At 72.6% G+C, this 20,816-nt stretch carries 22 protein-coding genes; 2 read left to right on the forward strand and 20 right to left on the reverse strand.

What is annotated here, in order from left to right; all coding sequences use genetic code 11:
• Positions 1 to 87: 87 nt before the first annotated feature.
• Entirely contained in the window at positions 88 to 1,149 is a 1,062-nt protein-coding gene (locus tag ACIRQ7_RS34200; protein ID WP_401477924.1) for an ATP-dependent DNA ligase, read from the forward strand.
• Positions 1,150 to 1,192: 43 nt separating this feature from the next.
• On the opposite strand, the gene ACIRQ7_RS34205 is transcribed toward ACIRQ7_RS34200, so the two are convergent.
• The 5 genes from ACIRQ7_RS34205 to ACIRQ7_RS34225 all read right to left on the reverse strand — a co-directional run bounded on the left by ACIRQ7_RS34205 (position 1,193) and on the right by ACIRQ7_RS34225 (position 5,932).
• Positions 1,193 to 2,182 (reverse strand): MASE1 domain-containing protein, encoded by a 990-nt coding sequence (locus ACIRQ7_RS34205; protein ID WP_404266458.1) that lies wholly within the window; start codon positions 2,180 to 2,182, stop codon positions 1,193 to 1,195.
• 63 nt (positions 2,183 to 2,245) lie between these two features.
• On the reverse strand, positions 2,246 to 3,079 hold the full coding sequence (locus tag ACIRQ7_RS34210) for a PP2C family protein-serine/threonine phosphatase (RefSeq protein ID WP_404266459.1): 834 nt from the start codon (positions 3,077 to 3,079) through the stop codon (positions 2,246 to 2,248).
• Positions 3,080 to 3,372: 293 nt separating this feature from the next.
• Complete coding sequence (locus ACIRQ7_RS34215; protein ID WP_404266460.1) at positions 3,373 to 4,908, reverse strand: APC family permease; 1,536 nt, start codon at positions 4,906 to 4,908, stop codon at positions 3,373 to 3,375.
• A gap of 284 nt (positions 4,909 to 5,192) precedes the next feature.
• Positions 5,193 to 5,645, reverse strand: coding sequence for a hypothetical protein (locus tag ACIRQ7_RS34220; RefSeq protein ID WP_404266434.1), 453 nt, complete (start codon positions 5,643 to 5,645; stop codon positions 5,193 to 5,195).
• Positions 5,633 to 5,932 (reverse strand): ArsR/SmtB family transcription factor, encoded by a 300-nt coding sequence (locus ACIRQ7_RS34225; RefSeq protein WP_404266435.1) that lies wholly within the window; start codon positions 5,930 to 5,932, stop codon positions 5,633 to 5,635. Before ACIRQ7_RS34225 ends, ACIRQ7_RS34220 begins: the two co-directional genes overlap by 13 nt.
• Positions 5,933 to 6,056: 124 nt before the next feature.
• Here ACIRQ7_RS34225 and ACIRQ7_RS34230 point away from each other — a divergent pair, with 124 nt between their 5' ends.
• Complete coding sequence (locus ACIRQ7_RS34230) at positions 6,057 to 7,532, forward strand: MFS transporter (RefSeq protein ID WP_404266436.1); 1,476 nt, start codon at positions 6,057 to 6,059, stop codon at positions 7,530 to 7,532.
• Here the strand turns inward: ACIRQ7_RS34230 and ACIRQ7_RS34235 are convergent.
• The 15 genes from ACIRQ7_RS34235 to ACIRQ7_RS34305 form a co-directional block, all read right to left on the reverse strand.
• Complete coding sequence (locus ACIRQ7_RS34235) at positions 7,523 to 7,777, reverse strand: hypothetical protein (RefSeq protein ID WP_404266437.1); 255 nt, start codon at positions 7,775 to 7,777, stop codon at positions 7,523 to 7,525. The two genes, ACIRQ7_RS34230 and ACIRQ7_RS34235, sit on opposite strands and share 10 nt — an antisense overlap.
• 165 nt (positions 7,778 to 7,942) lie before the next feature.
• Entirely contained in the window at positions 7,943 to 8,209 is a 267-nt protein-coding gene (locus ACIRQ7_RS34240; protein ID WP_404266438.1) for an acyl-CoA carboxylase epsilon subunit, read from the reverse strand.
• 241 nt (positions 8,210 to 8,450) lie between these two features.
• On the reverse strand, positions 8,451 to 9,560 hold the full coding sequence (gene hypE, locus ACIRQ7_RS34245; RefSeq protein WP_404266439.1) for a hydrogenase expression/formation protein HypE: 1,110 nt from the start codon (positions 9,558 to 9,560) through the stop codon (positions 8,451 to 8,453).
• Positions 9,553 to 10,677: a hydrogenase formation protein HypD gene (gene hypD, locus ACIRQ7_RS34250; RefSeq protein WP_404266440.1), complete on the reverse strand. Its 1,125-nt coding sequence runs from the start codon at positions 10,675 to 10,677 to the stop codon at positions 9,553 to 9,555. The genes hypE and hypD overlap by 8 nt, the downstream gene beginning before the upstream one ends.
• The gene (locus ACIRQ7_RS34255; RefSeq protein WP_404266441.1) at positions 10,674 to 11,018 is read right to left on the reverse strand and encodes a HypC/HybG/HupF family hydrogenase formation chaperone; all 345 of its coding nucleotides are present in this window, start codon (positions 11,016 to 11,018) and stop codon (positions 10,674 to 10,676) included. Before ACIRQ7_RS34255 ends, hypD begins: the two co-directional genes overlap by 4 nt.
• 53 nt (positions 11,019 to 11,071) lie before the next feature.
• Positions 11,072 to 13,483 carry a carbamoyltransferase HypF gene (gene hypF, locus ACIRQ7_RS34260; RefSeq protein WP_404266442.1) on the reverse strand — a complete coding sequence of 804 codons (2,412 nt, stop codon included), beginning with the start codon at positions 13,481 to 13,483 and terminating at the stop codon, positions 11,072 to 11,074.
• The gene (hypB, locus tag ACIRQ7_RS34265; RefSeq protein ID WP_404266443.1) at positions 13,483 to 14,343 is read right to left on the reverse strand and encodes a hydrogenase nickel incorporation protein HypB; all 861 of its coding nucleotides are present in this window, start codon (positions 14,341 to 14,343) and stop codon (positions 13,483 to 13,485) included. The genes hypF and hypB overlap by 1 nt, the downstream gene beginning before the upstream one ends.
• 3 nt (positions 14,344 to 14,346) lie before the next feature.
• Entirely contained in the window at positions 14,347 to 14,739 is a 393-nt protein-coding gene (locus ACIRQ7_RS34270; RefSeq protein ID WP_403669466.1) for a hydrogenase maturation nickel metallochaperone HypA, read from the reverse strand.
• A gap of 128 nt (positions 14,740 to 14,867) precedes the next feature.
• Positions 14,868 to 14,972, reverse strand: a complete 105-nt coding sequence (locus tag ACIRQ7_RS34275) for a DUF6893 family small protein (RefSeq protein ID WP_401477888.1) — start codon at positions 14,970 to 14,972, stop codon at positions 14,868 to 14,870.
• Positions 14,966 to 15,532: a hydrogenase maturation protease gene (locus tag ACIRQ7_RS34280; RefSeq protein WP_404266444.1), complete on the reverse strand. Its 567-nt coding sequence runs from the start codon at positions 15,530 to 15,532 to the stop codon at positions 14,966 to 14,968. The genes ACIRQ7_RS34275 and ACIRQ7_RS34280 overlap by 7 nt, the downstream gene beginning before the upstream one ends.
• Entirely contained in the window at positions 15,529 to 16,920 is a 1,392-nt protein-coding gene (locus ACIRQ7_RS34285) for a hypothetical protein (RefSeq protein WP_404266461.1), read from the reverse strand. The genes ACIRQ7_RS34280 and ACIRQ7_RS34285 overlap by 4 nt, the downstream gene beginning before the upstream one ends.
• Positions 16,921 to 16,958: 38 nt before the next feature.
• A complete protein-coding gene (locus ACIRQ7_RS34290) occupies positions 16,959 to 17,663 on the reverse strand; it encodes a DUF6084 family protein (RefSeq protein WP_404266445.1) in 705 nt (234 codons plus the stop codon).
• The gene (locus ACIRQ7_RS34295) at positions 17,660 to 18,325 is read right to left on the reverse strand and encodes a DUF5947 family protein (protein WP_401477879.1); all 666 of its coding nucleotides are present in this window, start codon (positions 18,323 to 18,325) and stop codon (positions 17,660 to 17,662) included. Before ACIRQ7_RS34295 ends, ACIRQ7_RS34290 begins: the two co-directional genes overlap by 4 nt.
• The gene (locus tag ACIRQ7_RS34300) at positions 18,322 to 18,963 is read right to left on the reverse strand and encodes a hypothetical protein (RefSeq protein ID WP_404266446.1); all 642 of its coding nucleotides are present in this window, start codon (positions 18,961 to 18,963) and stop codon (positions 18,322 to 18,324) included. Before ACIRQ7_RS34300 ends, ACIRQ7_RS34295 begins: the two co-directional genes overlap by 4 nt.
• Positions 18,960 to 20,744, reverse strand: a complete 1,785-nt coding sequence (locus tag ACIRQ7_RS34305) for a nickel-dependent hydrogenase large subunit (protein ID WP_401477873.1) — start codon at positions 20,742 to 20,744, stop codon at positions 18,960 to 18,962. Before ACIRQ7_RS34305 ends, ACIRQ7_RS34300 begins: the two co-directional genes overlap by 4 nt.
• Positions 20,745 to 20,816: the final 72 nt, after the last annotated feature.

Here is a 20,816-nt window from a genome sequence, read left to right on the forward strand (position 1 = left end):
CACGCTATGTTCCGCAGGGCGGCGCCGCGCGCCGGGCGGTGCCTCCCCGACGCGCGGGAAGCGGACGCACGGCGCAGGATCGGGACCATGGATCTGCCTGTCATGCCCCCGGTCTCCCCCATGCTCGCGAAACTGGTGACCGACATTCCCGCCGGCATGCAGTACGAGGCCAAGTGGGACGGATTCCGCGTCATCGTCTTCCGCGACGGCGACGAGGTGGAGATCGCCAGCCGCACGAAGAAGCCGCTCACCCGCTACTTTCCGGAAGTGGTCACGGCGGTGCGGGCCGAACTCCCGCGTCGCTGCGTCGTCGACGGCGAGATCGTCATCGCGCACGACGGCCGGCTCCACTTCGAGGAGCTGCTCGAACGCATCCATCCGGCCGACTCCCGGGTCCGTACGCTCGCCGAGCGGACGCCCGCCTCGCTCGTGGCGTTCGATCTGCTGGCGCTGGGTTCCGATGCGCTGCTGGACGAACCGCAGGCGGCCCGGCGGGAAGCACTGGTGGCGGCGCTGGGGCCGGCCGGGCCGCCGGTGTACACGGCGCCCGCGACCGAGGACCAGGAGCTGGCGCGCACCTGGTTCACGCAGTTCGAGGGGGCGGGGCTCGACGGGGTCGTCGCCAAGCCGCTGGATCTGCCGTACCGGCCGGGCGACCGCGCCATGTTCAAGATCAAGCATGCCCGGACCGCGGACTGCGTCGTCGCCGGCTACCGGCTGCACAAGAGCGGGCCGGTGGTCGGATCGCTGCTCCTGGGACTGCACGACGACAAGGGCGACCTGCAGCACGTCGGGGTGTGCGCCTCGTTCCCGATGGCGCGGCGCAAGCAGCTGATCGAGGAGCTGGCGCCGCTGCGGATGGACGACGTGTCGGAGCATCCTTGGGGCGACTGGGCCGAGGAGGCGGCCCACGCGTCGCGGCGGATGCCCGGCGGGCCCAGCCGCTGGAGCGGCGGCAAGGACCTGTCGTGGGTGCCGCTGCGCCCCGAGTGGGTGTGCGAGGTCGCCTACGACCACATGGAGGGCAGCCGATTCCGGCACACGGCCCAGTTCCGCCACTGGCGCCCCGACCGTACGCCCGCGAGCTGCACGTACGCGCAGCTGGAGGAGCCGGTCGGCTACGACCTGGGGAAGCTGCTGGAGGACTGACGGACGCGGGAGGGCCTGCGCGTCTCAGGGGGCAGGCGCGGGCTCAGCGGCTCCTTCCGTCGGCGGGCGGCCAACGGGGGGTGCGCTCGCCGGGCGCGAGGCGTTCCACCACCTCGGTCAGTTCCTCGCAGGCCTGCTCGATCTTCTGCCGGACGGTTTTCTGCTCCGTGACGATCGCCGAGAGCAGCAGCGCGGTCAGCGCCGCGGATCCGTTGAGGGCCTGGAGGTTGACCATGGCCTGCAAGAGGCTCTGGCCCTCGAACGCGCCGATGCGGCGGGTGGCGGCCACGATCGCCATGACGGACACCAGCAGCACGACCGGCGCGGCCCCCAGGAGCTGGAAGCGCAGCGCCGCCCAGACGATCAGCGGGAAGACGAGGAACAGCAGCGCGAGCGGGGTCCTGGTCGCCACGAGCGACACGGCCACGGCGCTGACCAGCAGTGCCGCGCCTTCGGCCCATCGGTAGATACGGATGGCGCGCGGCCACCGGACCGTGCGCAGCGCGAACAGGAGCGGCGCGACCACCAGGACGCCCATCGCGTCACCCACCCACCAGGCGGCCCAGGCGGGCCAGAATCCGCTCGCCGGGAGCCTTCCGCTGACCATCAGGGTCACGGAGGCCACCGTCGAGCTGACGAGCATTCCGCCGAAGGCACCGAGCGCCACCAGCGCCACCCCGTCGCGCAGCCGGTCCAGTTCCATCCGGAAGCCCACCTTGCGCAGCAGCAGGTAGGAGCACACCGGCGCGAGGGTGTTGCCCAGCATGATGAGCAGGCTGCTGACGGCGAGCGAGCTGATCGTCAGGATGACCAGCATCGTGCCGAGCGCGATCCCGGGCCAGGTCCGCAGGCCCAGGATGAACAGCGAGGCCAGGGCGATGCCCGTGGGCGGCCACAGCGGCGTGACCACCGCGCCGGCGATGACGACCTGTTCCAGCAGGCCGATCCGCCCTGCGGCGTAGTAGACGGCGGCGAGACCGAGGATTCTCAGGGCCGCCGCGGCCGGACGCCGGAACTCCTCGGTACGCACCACATCAGCCATCAGACAACGGCGGTGGCCGGTCGCCGGGCGCGACACGCATGACCCGTCCGCGCTTCACCCGGCCCTGTCCGCCGCCGCGTCGAAGCGCAGCACGAGCACCGCGGCGTCATCGGTGTGCCCGGTGAGTTCGGCGATGCCCATCACCCCCTCGGCCACGTCGGCCGGGTCGTCGCCCGCCGTTTCGCGCACCAACCGGGTCACGTGGGCCAGGCCCGCCTCTATCGGGAAGGAGGGGCCCTCGATCACCCCGTCGGTGAGCAGGACGAACACCCCTGCCGTCGACGGCCGACGGCGGGTGACCGGGTAGGGCTCGCCCGGGAGGATGCCCAGTGGCAGGCCGCCGGGGTCCTCGGCGAGGCCGAACCGTCCGTCGACGGTGGCCCAGATGCCGGGGATGTGGCCGGCGCGGGCACTCGACAGCTCCCAGGTGGCCGGGTCGAAGCGGAGGAAGGTGCAGGTGGCGAAGAGGCCGCTGCCCACCGAGAGGAGCAGGTCGTTGGCCCGGCTCAGGACCTCGCCGGGGTCGGCGACGCCGGCGGCCACCGCGCGCAGCCCGATCCGGATCTGCCCCATGAACGCGGCCGCCTCGACGTCATGCCCCTGCACGTCCCCGAGGGAGAAGGCGAGCGCCCCGTCGGGCAGCGGGAAGCCGTCGAACCAGTCGCCGCCGATGTCCAGGCCGTGCCGCGCCGGTGCGTAGCCGGCCGCGGTCCGCAGGCCCGGTACCTCCGGCAGGGAGGCGGGCAGCATCTCGCGTTGGAGTGCCTCGGCGAGTTCCACCCGCGCCTGCTGCAGCTCGGCGCCTTCGCGTGCCTTGGCGGTCAGCCGGCCGAGCGTGGTCAGCAGGTCGTCGGCGCTCGCCGACCGCGGGGGACGACGCCGGGACATGGACCGCTCCAGGGTGCTTCGGTTCATGGGCCGCTGCGGGGTGTTCGCCGCGCGGCATATCCGTACTGGCCTCCTGACGTGGCGCGTCCCGGCACCGGACCGGCCGCACCGGTTGGCCGTCCGCCGCCGGCCGCGGGTCCGGCCCGGGGCGGACTGCGGGCCTCGTCGCTCACACCGGAGCCGCGGTGCCCGAATTCATCATATTTCTGCGGTTTGACTTCCGCTTGACGGCAGAAAACGGGGCGAAGACCGGCCTCCGTCCCCGCCCCGCCCCGCCATTCCGTCCTTGTCCGTCAGGCGGTCGCGGCCCGCGAGGCGACCAGCTGGCTGACGCCCGACCGTACGGCCCAGAAGAACACCGCCACCGCGATGGCCGCCACGGCCACCGAGTCGTAGGGGGCCGGCAGCCGGCCCGACCCCTCGAAGGTGCCCAGCCACGACACGACGGTCAGCACGACGAGGTAGACCACCAGCCAGGCGCCGGTGCGGAGTTCGGTGGCCAGCGACAGACCCGCCTGGTGCCGGGAGCGCCGCATCGCCAGAAAGATGAGCAGGCCGCCGAGTACGAGCGGCAGCGCGAACCGCAGATCGTCCCAGCCCGACCAGTACACGAATTCGGTGGCCACCACGAAGCTGAGCGGTGCGATCCAGTCCAGGCCGGGGACCCAGCCGGCGGTGCTGCCGCCGGGCTCGGCGCGGAACACGGCGACGGCGACCGCGGAGGCCGCGTAGATCAGCAGGTACATGTCCCCCATGACGCTGACGATGTCCTGCCAGCCACCGAACGGCAGCAGGAAGACCATGATCACGACAAGGTTGATCGCCAGCGCCCGGCGCGGTACGCCGAACCGCTCGTTCACCTTCATGAAGAACCGCGGGATGGTGCCGTTCTTCGCGAGCGCGTAGGTGTGCCGGGCGTTGAGCGCCACGCCGACGTACGCCGAGCCGCCGGGCGAGATCACCGCGTCCGCGTAGAGCAGGCTGGACAGCCAGTGCAGATTGAGGATCAGCGCGAGCTGGCCGAACGGCGACTCGAAGGACACGCCCTTCCAGCCGCCGCCGAGCAGGTTCTCCGGGACGGTGAAGAGGAACGCCAGCTGCAGTGCGAGGTACATCAGGAGGGCGAGGCCGATGCCGGTCAGGACCGCCGCCGGGATCGTCCGGCGCGGATTGCGGGTCTCGCCGGAGAAGTCCAGCGGGGCCTGGAATCCGTTGACCGAGTAGACGATGCCGCCACCGGCCAGCGCGGTCAGGCAGGCGACGTAGCCGTACGGCGCGAAGCCCCCGTGGTCCGTCAGACGGCCGGAGTGCCAGCCGGAGGCGACGAGGGCGATCACCGTGATCACCGGCACGGCAATCTTGAACACCGAGATCAGGTTGTTGAGTTGGGCGAACATCCGCACCGCGAACCAGTTCAGCGCCGTCAGCAGCACGCTGAGTCCGGCGGCGAGCGCCAGCCCGGGGAAGGTGAGGGTGTGGCCGTTGTAGATGTCCGGGAGGTAGTGCGCGGCGTACTGCATGATGGCGCTGATCTCGGCCGCGGTACCGCCGACGGACAGCAGCACGGACCAGCCGACAAGGGTGCCCACCAGCCGTCCGCTGGCGAAGAGCGGCCAGCGGACCGTACCGCCGCCCTCCGGTCGGGTCGCGCCGAGCTCGATCATGACCAGGGCGACCAGGCCGCACAAGAGACCGGCGCCGACCCAGGACAGCAGCGCGGCGGGGCCCGCGGTCTGCGCGGCGTACAGGGCCGCGAACAGCCAGCCGGAGCCGACGATGTTGGAGAATCCGATGCCGGTCAGCCCCCAGAACCCCAGGTCCTTGCGCAATCGGCTCTCCTGCGCGCGTACTCCGGAAGGCGCGCCGGCCCCGTCGCCCCCGCCTGATTCCTGACGCTCCGACACGAAAAAGTCCTCCTTGGTGCAGTGTTCCGCTCTGAGGGGCCCGGTCGGCCGGGCCTCGATGTGGATTCTGCCGCTCCGCTACCCCGAAGTCTCACGCCACCCCGCCCCCGCGCCCGGCAGAGGCGGCACACCGCGGCCCGCGGCCGGCGCACAGCACGGCGGAAGGCACCGGGTGCAGCACCGCGAGATTCGCCCAACGGGCGCCGTGGTCAGCAGAGTTGACTGTTCGGGCCGAACGTCGACGCCAGGCCCGCGCGGCCGGCCTCGGTGAGGCGGACGACCCGGCGGTATTTCCCGTGCCGCAGCCACTCCAGCGCGAACATCCGGGCGGTGAGGGCGGCGCCGAGGGAACCGGCGAGGTGGTGGCGCTGCTCGGCCCAGTCCACGCAGTAGCGGACGGTGGCGCGACGGCGCGGCAGGCGGTCCGTGTCGACGCCGAAGCGGCCGAGCTCACGGTGGCCGTGCGGGGTGAGGACGTAGGCGGTGTCCCCCGCTGCGTCACCGGGCGGCGCCTCCCCCGGGGGCGCCCCTTCGGCGGCGAGGAAGCCTTCGTCCCGGAGCGCGTCCATCACCGCGACCCCGAGGCGCCCGGCGAGGTGGTCGTAGCAAAGACGGGCCCGCAGCAGAGCCTTCGCGCGGGTGTCCGCGTTCAGCGACCGCACCGGGAGCGGCGGGCGATGAGGGCGAGCTGTTCGAGCGCGCGGGCGACGTCCGTGGTGGCGATGCGGTAGTAGCGGTGCCGGCCGTCGAGTTCGACGGTCAGCAGGCGGGCCTCGCGCAACTTCGCGAGGTGGCCGCTGATGGTGGAGTTGCTGACACCGGCCTCGGCGGCGAGCGCACCGGCCGACAGCGCCCCGCCCCCGGCGAGGGCGAGCAGCACCTTGGCGCGGGAGGGGTCGCCGATCGCCGCGGCGACGTGGGCCACGTCGGTTTCGGTACGGGCGCTCATGTCTCGACGGTACGCCGGGGACGTCTCGGCGGACGGCGAAAGGTCCCGGGCCCGCGGGAGGGCAGCCCTGGCCCACCGGCACCTTTCGGCAGGCGCCGTAGCGTTGGGGCCGGACACTGACGGCATGCCCACGATCGACGCGCCCAGCGGAAACCCCCGGTCCCCTGCCGGTGGCCGGATGCCCCGGCTGCCCCTGGTGGCCGTCTGCCTCGGGTACTTCATGGTCATTTTGGATGTCACCGTCGTCACCGTCGCCCTGCCCGTGATCGGCGACGCGCTGCGTTCCGGGGTGACCGGGCTCCAATGGGTGGTGGACGGCTACACCCTGGTCTTCGCCGGGCTGCTGCTCTTCTGCGGCGGGCTGGGCGACCGGCTGGGCGGCAAACCGGTGTTCCTGGCCGGACTGCTGGTGTTCACGCTCGCGTCCGCCGGATGCGCCGCCGCCCCGACGTCGGCGGTGCTGATCCTGGCCCGGCTCATCCAGGGTGTCGGCGCGGCCCTGCTGGTCCCCGCTTCGCTGTCACTCTTGCGGGCGGCCTACCCCGGGCGGGCGGAGCGGGCCCGTGCGTTCGGCGTCTGGGGCATGGTGGCGGGGCTCGCCGCCGGGGCCGGGCCGGTGCTGGGCGGCGTCCTCGTCGCCGGGCTGGGCTGGCGTTCGGTGTTCCTCCTGAACCTTCCCGTCGGCTTCACCGCGCTGATGCTGAGCGTGCGCCACGTCCCGGGATCCGCCGCCGACCGCAGCCGCCGCGGACTGGACCTCCGGGCCCAGACCGCGGCGGCGGTGGGCCTGGCGGGTCTGGCCACCGGAGGCATCGAGGCCGGTGCGCTGGGCTGGACGCATCCCGTGGTCCTCGGCGCCTTCGGGGTGTTCCCCGTCGCGCTCGTCGCCTTCCTGCTGCTGGAGCGGCGCTCGCCCGCGCCGATGCTGCCGCTCGCCCTGTTCCGCGCCGCGGGATTCTCCGCCTCCACGGTCATCGGCCTGCTGCTCAACACCGGGTTCTACGGGCTGCTGTTCCTCGCGCCGCTGTACTTCCAGCAGGTGCACCACTACAGCGCCCTGCGCACCGGGCTCGCGCTGCTGCCGGCCGTCTGCCTCATCGCCGTCGGCTCCGCGCTGGCGGGTCGTGTCACCGCGCGGACCGGGCCGCGACCGCCCATGGTGGCAGGCCTCGTGGTGGGGGCGGCGGGGCTGGCCGGCTGGGTGTTCGCCGGCCCGGACACGCCCTATGCCGTGCTCGTCGTGCCGATGGCCGCCGCCGGTCTCGGTACCGCGCTGACCATGCCGGCCGCCACCGCCGCCGTCATGGAGTCCGTCCCCGCCGACCGCGGTGGCGCCGCCGCGGCGGTGTTCAACGCCGCGCGCCAGCTGGGCAGCGCGCTCGGCGTCGCCCTCTTCGGCACGCTGATCGCCGGCGGCCTCGTCGCGGGCCTGCACACCGCGGTGCTCGTCGGCGCCGCGGGATTCCTCGTGGCGGCGGCGCTCGCGGCACGGTACGCCGCCGGACCGGGGCGGGAGCCCGAACCGCTGTCGTCGCAGCGGCCCGTGGCCCGGCGATCCGCGGGCAGCGGCCGGGGGCACGGCGGCAGCGGTCAGCCGTAGACGGCCAGCAGCACCGATGCCACGGCGACGACGACGGCCCCGATGACGAATGCGTGCATCACTCTGCGCTGCCAGGGCGCGAGATATCCGCCGCGGAGGGCGCCGCCCATCCGGCCGTACTGTTCGATCCGCCCCATCGGTGTCAGCGGCTCCGACCGGCCTTGCGGCATGCCCTGCGTCCAGTCGGGGCCCGGCTGCGGATACCGCTGACGCCAGTGCTCGTCCTCACGCCACGGCAACGTCATCCCACTGCTCCCTGCCTAGGTACTGCTTCCCTGTGTCCGCCTCACGGGTTGCCTTCGGCTCGCCCCGCTTCGTTCTCCTACCCGCCCACGGCGAAGCATGCGGGGAGGTCCGGGAGGGAAACGGCGGGCGGGTGCCCGGGGTTGCCGCGCACCCGCCTGCCGCGTTCAGCCGCAGGTCCAGCAGCCCGACCAGCAGGAGGGCCGGGCGCCGGCGGCGTGGCGCGACGCGGCGCGCGGCTCCGGCTCATGCCGGTCGGCCGCGGCCCGCAGGTGGGCGAGGCGGGTGTACAGGATGACGGTGAGGGCGGCGAGCTCCTCGGGCTCGGCGTGGCCTCTGGCGATGCGCAGCGGGACGTCGGGAGGGAAGTCCAGGGCGGGTGCGGGAACGGGTTCGGGAGGGGTTTCGGGAGGCGATTCTGCGGATGTGCTCATGCGTGGTGTCCATCGGCTCGATGTCACGGAGCGGTGCGTGACAGGCGGCCCGGGTCGTCCGCTGCGCCGTGGTCGGGCAGGTCACAGGGTCGACGTTAGGAGCCGTGACGAGCACTGTCGTGCGGGGAGCCGGTCCGGGTGGGCCATCCGGGGCACGGCCGTTGCGGCACGGCCCCTGTGACCCGCACGCCGGGCGGCGCGGGCGGCGGCCGCACCACGACAGCCGCCGTCCCGCTCCCCGTCAGCAGATCCGGGGCAACTGCTCCCCCAGCGGCAGATCGACCACGCGGGTGCCGCCGAGCGAGGTACGGGCCACCACCATCCCGGGGTGTTCCTCGACCACCTCGCCGATCACCGCCGCACCGGCGCCCAGCGGATGCGCGCGCATCGCGTCGAGCACGGCGTCGGCGTGCTCACGGGGGACGAACGCCACCAGCTTTCCCTCGTTGGCGACGTACATCGGGTCGAGACCGAGGATGGCGCAGGCGTTGCCCACCGTCGGAGGGACGGGGATGTCGCGCTCCCGGATGACGACACCGGCACCGGAGGCGGCCGCGATCTCGTTAAGGGCGGCGGCCAGGCCACCGCGGGTGGGGTCGCGCAGTGCGTGCAGGTCAGGGGTGACGGCGAGCATGGTCTCGACGAGGCCGCCGAGAGCCGCGCAGTCGCTCTCGATCTCGACGCCGAACTCCAGTCCCTCGCGCACGCTCATGATCGCCACACCGTGCACGCCGATGTCACCGCTGACGATGACCACGTCCCCGGGGACGACCCGTTGCGGGCGCAGGTCGACGCCGGCCGGGATCAGCCCGATGCCGGCGGTGTTGAGGTAGACGCCGTCGCCGTGGCCCGCCTCGACGACCTTGGTGTCGCCGGTGACGACCTCGACGCCGGCGGCCCGCGCGGCCGCACCCATCGCCTCGGCGACCCGGGCGACCACCGACATCTCGACGCCCTCCTCCAAGATGTATCCGCAGGAGAGGTAGGCGGCCCTGGCGCCGCTCATGGCAAGGTCGTTGACGGTGCCGTTGACGGCGAGGTCGCCGATGCTGCCGCCGGGGAAGAAGAGCGGCCGCACGACGTAGGAGTCGGTGGAGAAGGCCAGGCGTACGCCGCCGAGGTTCAGCGCCGCGGAGTCGCCGAGCTGGGCGAGGATGGCGCCGCCGAAGGCGGGCGCGAAGACCTGCTCGACGAGTTCGGCGGAGAGCGCGCCGCCGCCGCCGTGCCCCATGACCACCCGCGGCTGATCGCGCAGCGGTGCCGGACAGGTCCAGCCGGCGATGTCCACGGCGGGCGCTTCACGGTCGGCCGAGGAGGGGCCCTTGGCGGCGGGGAGGGTGGTGTCAGGCAACGGGGCTCGCCTCCAGCGGGGTGGGCGTGACGCCGAGTCGGCGGTAGAGGTAGTAGGCGGCGCAGGCGCCCTCGCTGGAGACCATGGTGGCGCCGAGCGGGGTGCGCGGGGTGCAGGTGGTCCCGAACGCCGCGCACTCGTTCGGCTTGATCAGGCCCTGCAGGACCTCGCCGCTGCGGCAGGCGGCGGGCTCACGCGTGGTGATGCCGCTCACCGAGAAGCGGTGTTCGGCGTCGTAGTCGCGGTAGCGGGAGGACAGCCGCCAGCCGCTGGCGGGGATGGTGCCGATACCGCGCCAGGCCCGGTCGGTGACCTCGAAGACATCCTCCAGCATGGCCTGGGCCGCGGGGTTGCCGTCGGCCTGGACGGCGCGCGGGTAGGCGTTTTCCACGCTGTGCTCGCCGCGTTCCAGCTGGCGGACGGTGCGGCGGATGCCTTCGAGGATGTCGAGGGGTTCGAAGCCGGTCACCACGATGGGCACCTGGAACCGTTCGGCCAGCTCGGGGTACTCCCCCATGCCCATCACGCTGCACACGTGCCCGGCGGCCAGGAATGCCTGCACCCGGCAGCTCGGTGACGTCATGATGGCCTCGATGGCCGGGGGCACCCGGACATGGGAGACCAGCAGGCTGAAGTTGGGGATGCCCAGCCTGCGTGCCTGATACACCGTCATGGCGTTGGGCGGGGCGGTGGTTTCGAAGCCGATGCCGAAGAACACCACCTCGCGCCGCGGGTTCTGCTGAGCGATCTTCAGCGCGTCGAGCGGAGAGTAGACGACCCGTACGTCGCCGCCTTCGCTGCGGACCCGGAACAGGTCACGGTCGCTGCCCGGGACGCGGAGCATGTCCCCGAAGGAGCAGAAGATCACGTCGGGACGGGAGGCGATCTCCAGGGCCTTGTCGATGACCTCCAGCGGCGTGACGCAGACCGGACAGCCCGGACCGTGGATCAACTCGACCTTTTCCGGAAGGAGTTGGTCGATCCCGTGCCGGATGATGGTGTGGGTCTGACCTCCGCACACCTCCATCAGGGCCCAGGGCCTGGTGACCGTGGCGTGGATGTCATCGAGCAGCCGCCGGGCCAGCTCCGGGTTCTGGAATTCGTCGATGTACTTCACTGCCGCGCCTCCCGCGCTCCGTCGCTGCTGTCCGCCCCCGGTACCGCCCGCGCCTCGGTGGCCCACGGCGGCGCGCCACCGGCCGCCGCCTCCCACGGATCGCCGAACTCCTCCTGCAGCAGACCGAGTTCTTCGAAGAGGGCGAGGGTCTTCCGGGCCGATTCCTCGTCCAGGCGTTGCAGAGCGAAGCCCACATGGACGATCGCGTACTCACCGACCGCCAGATCGGGGACGTACTCCAGACACACCTCCTTGACCACACCGCCGAAGTCGACGTTGGCCATACGGGTGCCGTCCCGCTCCTCGATGTCCAAAACCTTGCCGGGTACCGCCAGGCACATGGGGGTTCTCCTCGTCGTGGGTACGTTCCGGCCGCCTCACCGCAGTCGGCCGTTCAAGGGGTGGCCGCCGCGCCGGACGGGGTGGCCCGCGCCGCCACGACGATCTGGCCGAGTGCCAGCCCTCCGTCGTTGGGCGGGACCCGGCGGTGCAGCAGGACCGTGAAGCCGTCCTGCCGCAGCAGGCGGGCGGTGGCCCCGGCCAGCAGGACATTGGCGAAGACACCGCCGCTCAGCGCGACGGTCGTCAGTCCCGCGCGGTCACGGGCCGCCACACACCAGTCCCGGACGAGCGCGGCGACGGCGGTGTGGAAGCGGGCCGCGATCAGCGCGGGGGCGACGCCCGCGCGGACGTCACGGACCACGGCGGTGAGCACCGGCGCGGGGTCGGCCACCGTGTCGGCGCCCGCAGCGGCCGGCGGTGCGGACCGCAGCGCGAAGGCGTAGCCGGGCCCGTGGTCGGCGCCCGCGCCGAGCGCCGCCGCCTCCAGCTCGATGGCTGCCTGGGCCTCGTATCCGGCGCGCTGGCACACCCCGGCCAGGGAGGCGACCGCATCGAAGAGGCGCCCCATGCTGGAGGTGGGCACGCAGTTCACGTCACGCGTCAACTGCCGTTCGAGCACCCGCAGTTCGTCCGGCGGGCAAGCCGCCACCGGCGGCAGATCGGCCGCCCGGTCGATACCGGCCGCGCGCAGATGTGTCAGCGCCATCCGGTAAGGCCGCCGGACGGTGGTGTCGCCCCCGGGCAGCGGTACGTAGCCGAGCTGGCCGAAACGCCGGTACCCGTCGTAGTCGGCGAGCAGGATCTCGCCGCCCCAGACGGCGCCGTCGTCGCCGTAGCCGGTGCCGTCGAAGGCGACGCCGATCACCGGACGGGTGCCGTCGAGGCCGTGTTCGGCCATGGCGGCGGCGATGTGCGCGTGGTGGTGCTGGACGCGCACCAGCGGTCTGCCACCGGCGTTGCGCCGCGCCCAGGCGCCGGAGCGGTAGCCGGGATGGCGGTCGGCGGCGAGCAGCCCCGGGCGCACCCCGGTGACGGTCTCCAGATGCGCTTCGGCGCGCTCGAACGCCTGCTGGGTCGCCAGCTCGTCCATGTCGCCGATGTGCGCGGACAGCCAGGCGCGGCGGTCCTCGGCCAGGCAGAGCACGTTCTTGAGGTCGCCGCCGACGGCCAGCGCGGGCCGTACCGGCACGGGCAGGGTCACCGGAAAGGGTGCGTAGCCGCGGGAGCGGCGCACGAACAGCGGTCCGCCGTCGCAGACACGCACCACCGAGTCGTCGCAGGGGACCTGGATCCGCCGGTCGTGGGTGAGCCAGGCGTCGGCGAGCGGCGCGAGCCGCCGCAGGGCCTCGTCGTCGTCCGTGACGATGGGTTCGCCCGCGAGGTTGCCGCTGGTCATGACGAGCAGCCGGGGTCCCGGCGGGTCGCCCGGCAACCCGAGCAGCAGATGGTGCAGCGGCGTGTACGGGAGCATGACGCCGAGGTCGGGGCTGCCGGGCGCGACGGCCGCCGAGAGCTTCGGCGCGGTGGCGGACGGCTCGGCCCGTGGAGTGCGGCGCAGCAGGACGATGGGGCGTGCGGGGCCGGTGAGCAGGGCCTCTTCCTCGTGTCCGACGGTCACCAGGTGCCTGATGTCGGCGAGGTCACGGGCCATCAGGGCGAAGGGCTTGCCGCCGCGGCCCTTGCGCTCGCGCAGCCGGCCGACGGCCTCGTCGTCGGAGGCGTCACAGACGAGGTGGTAGCCGCCGAGGCCTTTGACGGCGACGATCGCGCCGGCCCCGAGCAGCCGGCGGGTCCCGGCGACGGGGTCGGGGGCGGCCGACGGGCGCGGCGGGCGGGCCGGGTCGTCCCCGTCGGCGGTCAGCAGGTGCAGCCGGGGACCGCAGTCGTGGCAGGCGATGGGCTGGGCGTGGAACCGGCGGTCGGCCGGATCGGCGTACTCCGTACGGCAGTTGGTGCACATCGGGAAGGCGGACATGGTGGTCTTCGCGCGGTCGTAGGGCAGCGCGGTGACGATGGTGAAGCGCGGTCCGCAGTGCGTACAGGTGAGGAAGGGGTGCCGGTGGCGGCGGTCGGCGGGGTCGGTCAGCTCGCTGTGGCAGGCGTCGCAGGTGGCGGCGTCCGGGGAGACCAGGGTGCGGGAGGGGCCTTCGCCACGGGAGGGGAGGATGGCGAAGCCGGCGTCGCCGGTGGCCGCGATGTCCTCGCCCTCGACGGCCTCCACGAAGGCCAGCGGAGGTGCGTCGGCGCCGATCCGTTCACCGAAGCGGCCGACGGCAGCGGGTGCTCCCTCGATCTCGGTGACGACGCCGTCGCCGGTGTTGATCACATGGCCGGACAGGCCCAGTTCGGTGGCGAGGGCGTGGACGAAGGGGCGGAAGCCGACGCCCTGGACGACTCCCCGCACGGTGATCCGGCGGCGTACGGCGGCCGCCACGGGGACCGCGCGGGCCTGCCCGGTGGTCATCAGCGGCTCGACTCCACACTGCCGGGACCGTCCGCGTGGGAGCGGGCCGCCCCGTGGGTGTGGCGCGGGTGGGTGTGCGGCTCGTGCGCATGGCTGTGGTCGTGGGCGCTGCCGTCGGCATGGGTGTGACCGCCGTCGTGGGTGTGGCTGTCGGCGTCGTGCGGCTGGTGGGACTGCCGGGCCATGACGGGGAGGTGCACCGGAGCGCCGTCGCGCGCCGCGAGCGCCCGGTCGAGCAGCACGCCGTCGCCCTCGCCCCGGCGCGCCGACGTGAGGACGATCTCGACACCGGGGTTGACGCGTTCGACGTTGGCCCGGAAGGCCTTCTCGTCGAAGTCGACGGCCTCGGCGATATCGGTCTTGGTCACCACGACCAGGTGGGCGAGGCCGAAGGCGGTGGGGTACTTCAGGGGTTTGTCCTCGCCCTCGGTGACGGACGCGAGCACGATGCGCAGCGTCTCCCCGAGGTCGTAGGAGGCCGGGCAGACCAGGTTCCCGACGTTCTCGACGAACAGCAGCCGGGTGCCCGCCGGCAGCCAGCCGTCGAGGTGGCCGCCCAGCATCCCCGCTTCGAGGTGGCACAGCCCGTCGGTGAGGACCTGTTTGACGGGCACTTTGGAGCGGGCCAGCCGGACCGCGTCGTTCTCGGTGGCGAGGTCGGCGGTGAGCGCGGCCACCGGGATGCCGCGGCTGTGGGCGAGGGTGAGTTCGCGCTCCAGCAGGGCGGTCTTGCCGCTGCCGGGGCTGGAGAGCAGATTGACGACGGAGGTGCCGCGGGCGGCCAGGTCCTCGCGCAGCGTGTGGGCGCAGGCGTCGTTCTTGGCGAGCACCGCCTGCTGCAGGTCAACGACACGGCACATGGTTCAGCGCTCCTGGTGGGTCAAAGGGTGTGCGGAGGCGGGCACCGGGGCGTCGTTCCAGCACACGGCGGCGATCTGCAACTCGCGCCCGGACAGCAGCTCGTCGGTGGCGGCGCCGCACACCGGGCAGCTCAGCTGCGGCGGCATGCCCACCGCCCAGGTGTCGGCGCAGGGTCCGCAGCGGGCACGGGCGGGCACGATCTCGGTGTCGAGTTCCGCGCCTTCCAGCGCCGTACCGGCGCAGGCGAGCTCGAAGGAGAAGGCCAGCGCGTCGGGGACCACTCCGGCCAGCTCGCCGACCAGGAGCCGGACGCCGGTGACCGCCGTCGCCCCGGCGGGCCGCTCCGCGCTTTCGACCTGGTCGATGACGGCGAGCGCGATGGACATCTCGTGCACGGTTCCCTCTCTGGTACGGGGACGACCGGGTGCCGCTCGGGCTCATTAGACGGCTCGGCCGGAGGGCGGCCGGGGTGCCTCGCCGGGGCGGCACGGTGACGTAAGCCGTTCGGTGCAGCGCCGTCGGATCACATGGCGCGCATGCGCAGGTAGCGCCTGACGTCGGGCAGCACGGACTTGACGGCGAGGGTGAGGGCGGCGAGAGCCGCGCCGCCGAGGGCGAGCTTCAGCATGGTGTCGTGTTCCTCTCACTGGGGTGCGGCCCGGCTGGTGCGGGGGTCGGCTCCGTCGCGTCGACGAGGCCCAGGATCAGCTGTACGGCTTCGTCGACGGCGGCGGCGACCGGTTCGCTGAGCCCGATGCCTTCCTCGATGTCGGCGGGTTCGCAGCCGACGACCAGGACGCGCTGCGGGCGTCGGCCGTCGGTTCCCGCGCTGAGCGTGTCCAGCAGCGCGAGCACCGTGTCGGGGGTCATGTGGTGGCCGTCGAGCGCGGTGTTCTGCGGGCGGGCGGCGGCCGGGGTGGTGGCGTCGAGGAGGTGGACGGTGCCGGGTTCGGCGCCGCGTGCGCAGGCGTCGACCAGCAGGACGGTGTGGTAGCCGTCCAGCATCTGGTAGGCGAGGTGCACGCCGCGGACCCCGGCGTCGACGATCTCGACGCCGTCGGGCAGCGGGTGTTCGCCGAGTCGGCGCACGGCCTCGACGCCGAAGCCGTCGTCACCGAGGAAGATGTTGCCGACACCGGCGATCAGGGTGCGTGCGGGCGGTTCGGTGTAGGGGGTGTCGGCGTTCACGCGTCCTCCAGAGGGGCGACCTCGTCGGGTTGGAAGTAGAGGAACCGGCCCTGTGCGCGCCGGATGTCGACGCCCGGATCGCCCTCCACGGTCACGGCGAGGTGCACCCCGCCGTCCACGTCGTGCAGCACCGCCTCGACATGCGCGCTGCGGCCGTGCAGGAACAGGTCCTGGGCGTCCGTCCGGCGCTTGCCCGGCTTGAGCAGCACCCGGCTGCCCGCGCCGACCGACCGCCCCTCGACGGTGATCCGGTCGCGCACCGGATCGACACTGCGGTCGCTCTCGGGATCCCACCAGGGGGTTCCCGGTTGCGCACCCGGCACGTCGGGGACCAGGTCGGGCGGCGGCGTGGGGCCGGCTCCGGTGACCTCGCGCAGGGCCCGTACGGCGCCGTGCAGCCGCTCCAGGACTTCGGGGGGCATCGACTCGGCGAGGTCGATGACCTCGGCCGCCCGGGGGTCGGTGCCGCGTGCCTCGCGCTTCTCCTGGTCGGTGAGGGCGGCGGTGCGCAGCGCGAGGATCTCGTCGATCTCCAGGGAGTCGTAGAGCGCGCCGGGGCTTTCCGGGGCGATCGCCGGGTGGTCCTCCAGGATGATCGGGGAGGACAGCACCACATCGGCACGGCCCGGTTCCCCGGCGAGTACGGGCCAGGCGTGCTCGTTGTGGCAGGCGGCGACGGCGCCCTTGGCCCACTCCGGCGGGTCGGTCATGGACAGGAAGGAGCCCGCGCCGAGGCCGAGCAGAAGATGCGCGGCGACCAGGGAGCGGGGCAGCGCGGCATCGCGGTCGGCGGCGCCCTCCGGCGACCAGGAGCTGGTGTTCTCCACGGTGGCGGCCAGCCGCATCGTCGCGTACGGCCCGTCGATGTCGCTCGCCGTCACCCGCACCAGGCCGTTGAGTTCCTCGCTGCGGCGCACCAGCCGGCCGACGAGGTGCCCGTCGGCATCGTGCACCGGCTCGGTCTCCTCGCGCGCGGGCACGGAGAAGGGGACGGTGAGGCCGTCGCCGGCCAGCTCGGTGACGGCGGCGACGAGGGTGACGCGCTCCTCCGTTCCCTCGTCCCAGGGCACCAGGACCCGGTCCGGCAGTTCGAGTTCGGTGACGGTCTCGAACCGGCCGTCGTCCAGGCTTCGTTGGACGGTACGGCGCTGGGCGTGCAGAAAGCGCAGTTCGACGGAGAGCTCCGCGCCCGACCGGGGTTCCATGAGGACTTCGGTGCGCTGGAAGGAGTGCTCCGCGCTGTCGGCTCCCCAGGCGGGCGGGACGAGCACGCCGAACTGCCAGCGGAGTTTGTTCTTGGCCGCCGACGCCCGGTACGGGTAGAGCACATAGCCCTCGAACAGCACCGCGTCCGCGACCTGGCGGGCGAGGTCGAACCGGGCCGCCATGTCCTCGGACAGGGCATCGGTCGTCGCGGCGCGGGTCGTCACGGCGCGGTCCTCTCGGTGGCGTGGCGGGCGGCGGCACCGGGGAAGACCCGGGCCCGCGGGGCTGGTTCGGCGGCGTCGGCGGAGGCCAGCAGGGCTTCGACGGCCGCCTCCCAGGAGGGCAGTGCGCGCCGGGACCGGAAGGCGAGCAGCGCATCGAGGGTCTCGCGGGGCAGCCGGAGCCAGCCGCAGCCGGGGAAGTGCGCCTCGCGCATCTCCTGCCAGACGGGCACCGGCATCCGGTAGGGCGCTTCCTTGTCCCACGGCACCGGTTCGACGCGGAAGCCGCCGGCTCCGGCGAACACCGTGCCGGAGAACAGCATCAGCAGCGGCACCTCGCCGTCGCGCAGTGCCTGGAAGTAGCGGCTGGCGGCGACGTCCATGTCGTAGGTGCAGGGGACGGGCAGGTCGACCTCGGTCTCGCCGGTGAAGCCGGGCACGACGAGGGAGACCTGGGCGAACTGGAGGGGCTGGAGGGTGCTGCCCCAGCGGGACCGTTCGCCGAAGAGATCGGCCAGCGCGGCCGCCTCGTCCGGGTCGTAGCCGCGGCGGGCCGGTTCGATCCGGATCTGGCAGCGCAGCGCGATGGCGTGCACGCGGGCGTCGTCGTCGGCGGCGGTGATGCGCAGCCGGAAGACGAGGGTGGGGCCGGCGGCATACCGGTCGGCGCGTACGGAGGTGCAGGTGAACGAGAGGTCGGTCACGGCCGGTCGTCCTCCTTCGGCTTGCGCGCCCGGCGGGCGACCTCGGCGAAGAAGGCGTCGAGCGCGGCGCGCGCCTCGGCGCCGCCGTCGAAGCCCTGCCACAACAGCCGCATCCGGCCGACGAGTTCGTAGGCGATGTCGACGGGCACCAGGTAGCAGTCGATACGGCCCTCGTGGCGGCGCAGCAGCAGGGCCTCCACGTCGGCTTCGAGGAGGTCGGCCAGGCGGCTGGCACCGAGGACCGTCTGCCAGGTCTCCGGGTCGAGTTCGCTCTCGGTGGCGCCGGCCGGGCTGGGGTAGAGCGCGACCAGCCGGTCCAGGTCGGCGTTGCGGAGGAAGAACGCGACGCCGACGGGGATCTGGAGGAGGTCCCAGGCGGCGTCGTCGAGGGTGTGCGTGGGGTCGACGAGGTAGCGGTCGGGGACCGTACGGAACTGTCCGGCGGCGGCCCCGGGCCGCTCGAAGAGCAGCGCGCACGGGGTGCAGGCGCAGGTCAGTGCGCGCTTCTTGGTGTCGACCAGGTGGCGGTGGTGGTCGGGGACCACCGCGCCGCACAGTTCGCAGCGCTCGGGGGCCGGCGGCTGCGGCGCGCGGAATCTGCGCAGTCCGCGGCCGGCGGCCGGTGCCCCGGGGCGCGGCGGCGCCGTCTGCCGGCCGCTCACGGGGCCGGGGCGGTGGTCGGCGGGCGGCGGGAGATCTGCAACAGCGCCGGCTCCGCCTGTGCTCCCTGGGACTCCAGTTGCACCGAGGTCACCTCGGGGGCGAAGCAGGACATCGCGTCCTCGATGGCCTGCTGGGCGGACTGCGAGGTACTCGGGCAGCCGCAGCCCCCGGAGTCCGCGGACCGCAGGATCAGCTCGCCGGTGTGCGCGTTGAATCCGGCCCTCTCGACCGGGTGCTGCCGGCGGACACTGTCCAGCGCGCGGTCGATGCGGGTGATGGTGTTCTCCGGGTGCAGGTCGTGCAGCACCAGCAGACTGGACACCAACTCATCACGCAGCAGCGCCGTTTGGGGCCCCGCTTCGGCCTTCGGGTCCGTGCCGCGCTCCAGCAGGTGCACGATCCGGGCCAGGCCGGCGCCGTAGAAGTCCATCAGGACGCGGACGAGTTCCTCGGCGGCGGAGGTCGCCTCGGCGTCGCCCCGCTTGGCCAGCCGGTCCAGCACCTCTTCGACGCGCCGCCCGGTCGCCTCGGCGTTGGGCACCGCGGCCCGGGGTTCCGCCGGTGCGGGGGCGGCCTTCGCGGAGCCGGCTTTCGCTGAAGCGGCCTGTGCGGAGGCGGCCTTGGCGGGGGCGCTCATCCGCCCAGTCCGCTCAGACCGGTGGGCACATGCATCTTCTCCACGGACTTGCCGTCACCGACGTACATGTGGACGCCGCAGGGCAGACACGGGTCGAAGCTGCGCACGGCGCGCATGATGTCGATGCCCTTGAAGTTCTCCGGGGTGTTCTCCTCGAAGATCGGGGTGTTCTGGACCGCGTCCTCGTAGGGACCGGGTGTGCCGTAGGAGTCGCGGGTGCTGGCGTTCCACGGGGTCGGCGGGTACGGGTGGTAGTTGGCGATCTTCCCGTCCCGGATGACCATGTGGTGCGACAGCACACCGCGTACCGCCTCGGTGAATCCGACACCGATGGACTCGTCGGGGACCTCGAACTTCTCCCAGGTCTGGGTGCGTCCGGCGCGGACCTCTTCGAGCCCCTTCTCGGCGAAGTGCAGTGCCATGGCGGCCGCGTACGCCTGGAAGTAGGTGCGGGCGCGGTTGCGTTCGAGGGCGTTGCTCCACTTCGGGATCTTCCACTCGAAGCGCGCCTCGGGCTTCGTCATGGAGCGCGGCAGGTCGATGGTGACGCTGTGGCCGGTGGACTTCACATACGGCGTGTCGACGAGCCCGGACAGGGCGGTGGACCACAGGCGGGCGATCGGGCCGCCGCCGGTGTCCAGCGCGAGGTGGTCCTTGCCGTCGAACCAGCGCGGGGACATCACCCAGCTGTACTTGTCGCCGAAGTCGCGCTTCTGCGGGGCGGGGATGGTGTGCTGGTTCCAGGGGTGGCGCGGGTCGACGGGGTTGCCGAGCGGGTCGTGGGTGACGAACTGCTCCTGGCCCTGCCAGTCCTGGTAGTAGGAGCTGCCGAGCAGGATCCGGATGCCGAGGTTGATCTCGGTGAGGTCGTTGGTGACCAGCTTGCCGTCGACGATGACACCCGGGGTGACGAACATCTTCCGTCCCCAGTCGGTCATGTTCGCGTAGGTGAAGTCGCAGTGGTCGGGGTCGTTGAGCGCGCCCCAGCAGCCGAGGAGGATGCGCCGCCGGCCGACTTCCTCGTATCCGGGCAGCGCCTCGTAGAAGAAGTCGAAGAGGTCGTCATGGAGCGGGACGACCCGCTTCATGAACTCGACGTAGCGCATCAGCCGGCTGAGGTAGTCGGTGAAGAGCTGGACGCTGGCGATGGTGCCCACACCGCCCGGGTAGAGCGTGGAGGGGTGCACATGGCGGCCCTCCATGAGGCAGAACATCTCCCGGGTGTAGCGGCTGACCTGGAGCGCCTCGCGGTAGAACTCCCCCTCGATGGGGTTGAGGGAGGTCATGATGTCGGCGATGGTGCGGTAGCCGTGGTCGGCCGCGTGCGGGGATTCGGTGCGCTTGGCGAGCTCCCAGACACCGGGGTTGGTCTCGCGGACCATCTTCTCGCAGTAGTCGACCCCGACCAGGTTCTCCTGGAAGATGTTGTGGTCGAACATGTACTCCGCGGACTCACCGAGGTTGATGATCCATTCACCCAGGTGCGGCGGCTTCACGCCGTACGCCATGTTCTGCGCGTACACCGAGCACGTGGCGTGGTTGTCACCGCAGATACCGCAGATGCGGCTGGTGATGAAGTGCGCGTCACGCGGGTCCTTGCCCCGCATGAAGACGCTGTAGCCGCGGAAGACCGACGAGGTGCTGTAGCACTCCGCGACCCGCTTCTGCTTGAAGTCGATCTTTGTGTGAATGCCGAGGCTGCCCACGATCCGGGTGATCGGATCCCAGGACATCTCCGTCAGACCGCTGCCGTCACCGGCCGCCTTTGTCTTCGGTGCCATCGTGTGTGCCGTGCCCTTCTTTGCGCGCGGGAGGTGGGAGGGTCGGACGGAGAGGCCGGCCGCGAGGGGACT

It is taken from the genome of Streptomyces sp. NPDC101393 (assembly GCF_044767385.1).
Lineage (GTDB): Bacteria > Actinomycetota > Actinomycetes > Streptomycetales > Streptomycetaceae > Streptomyces.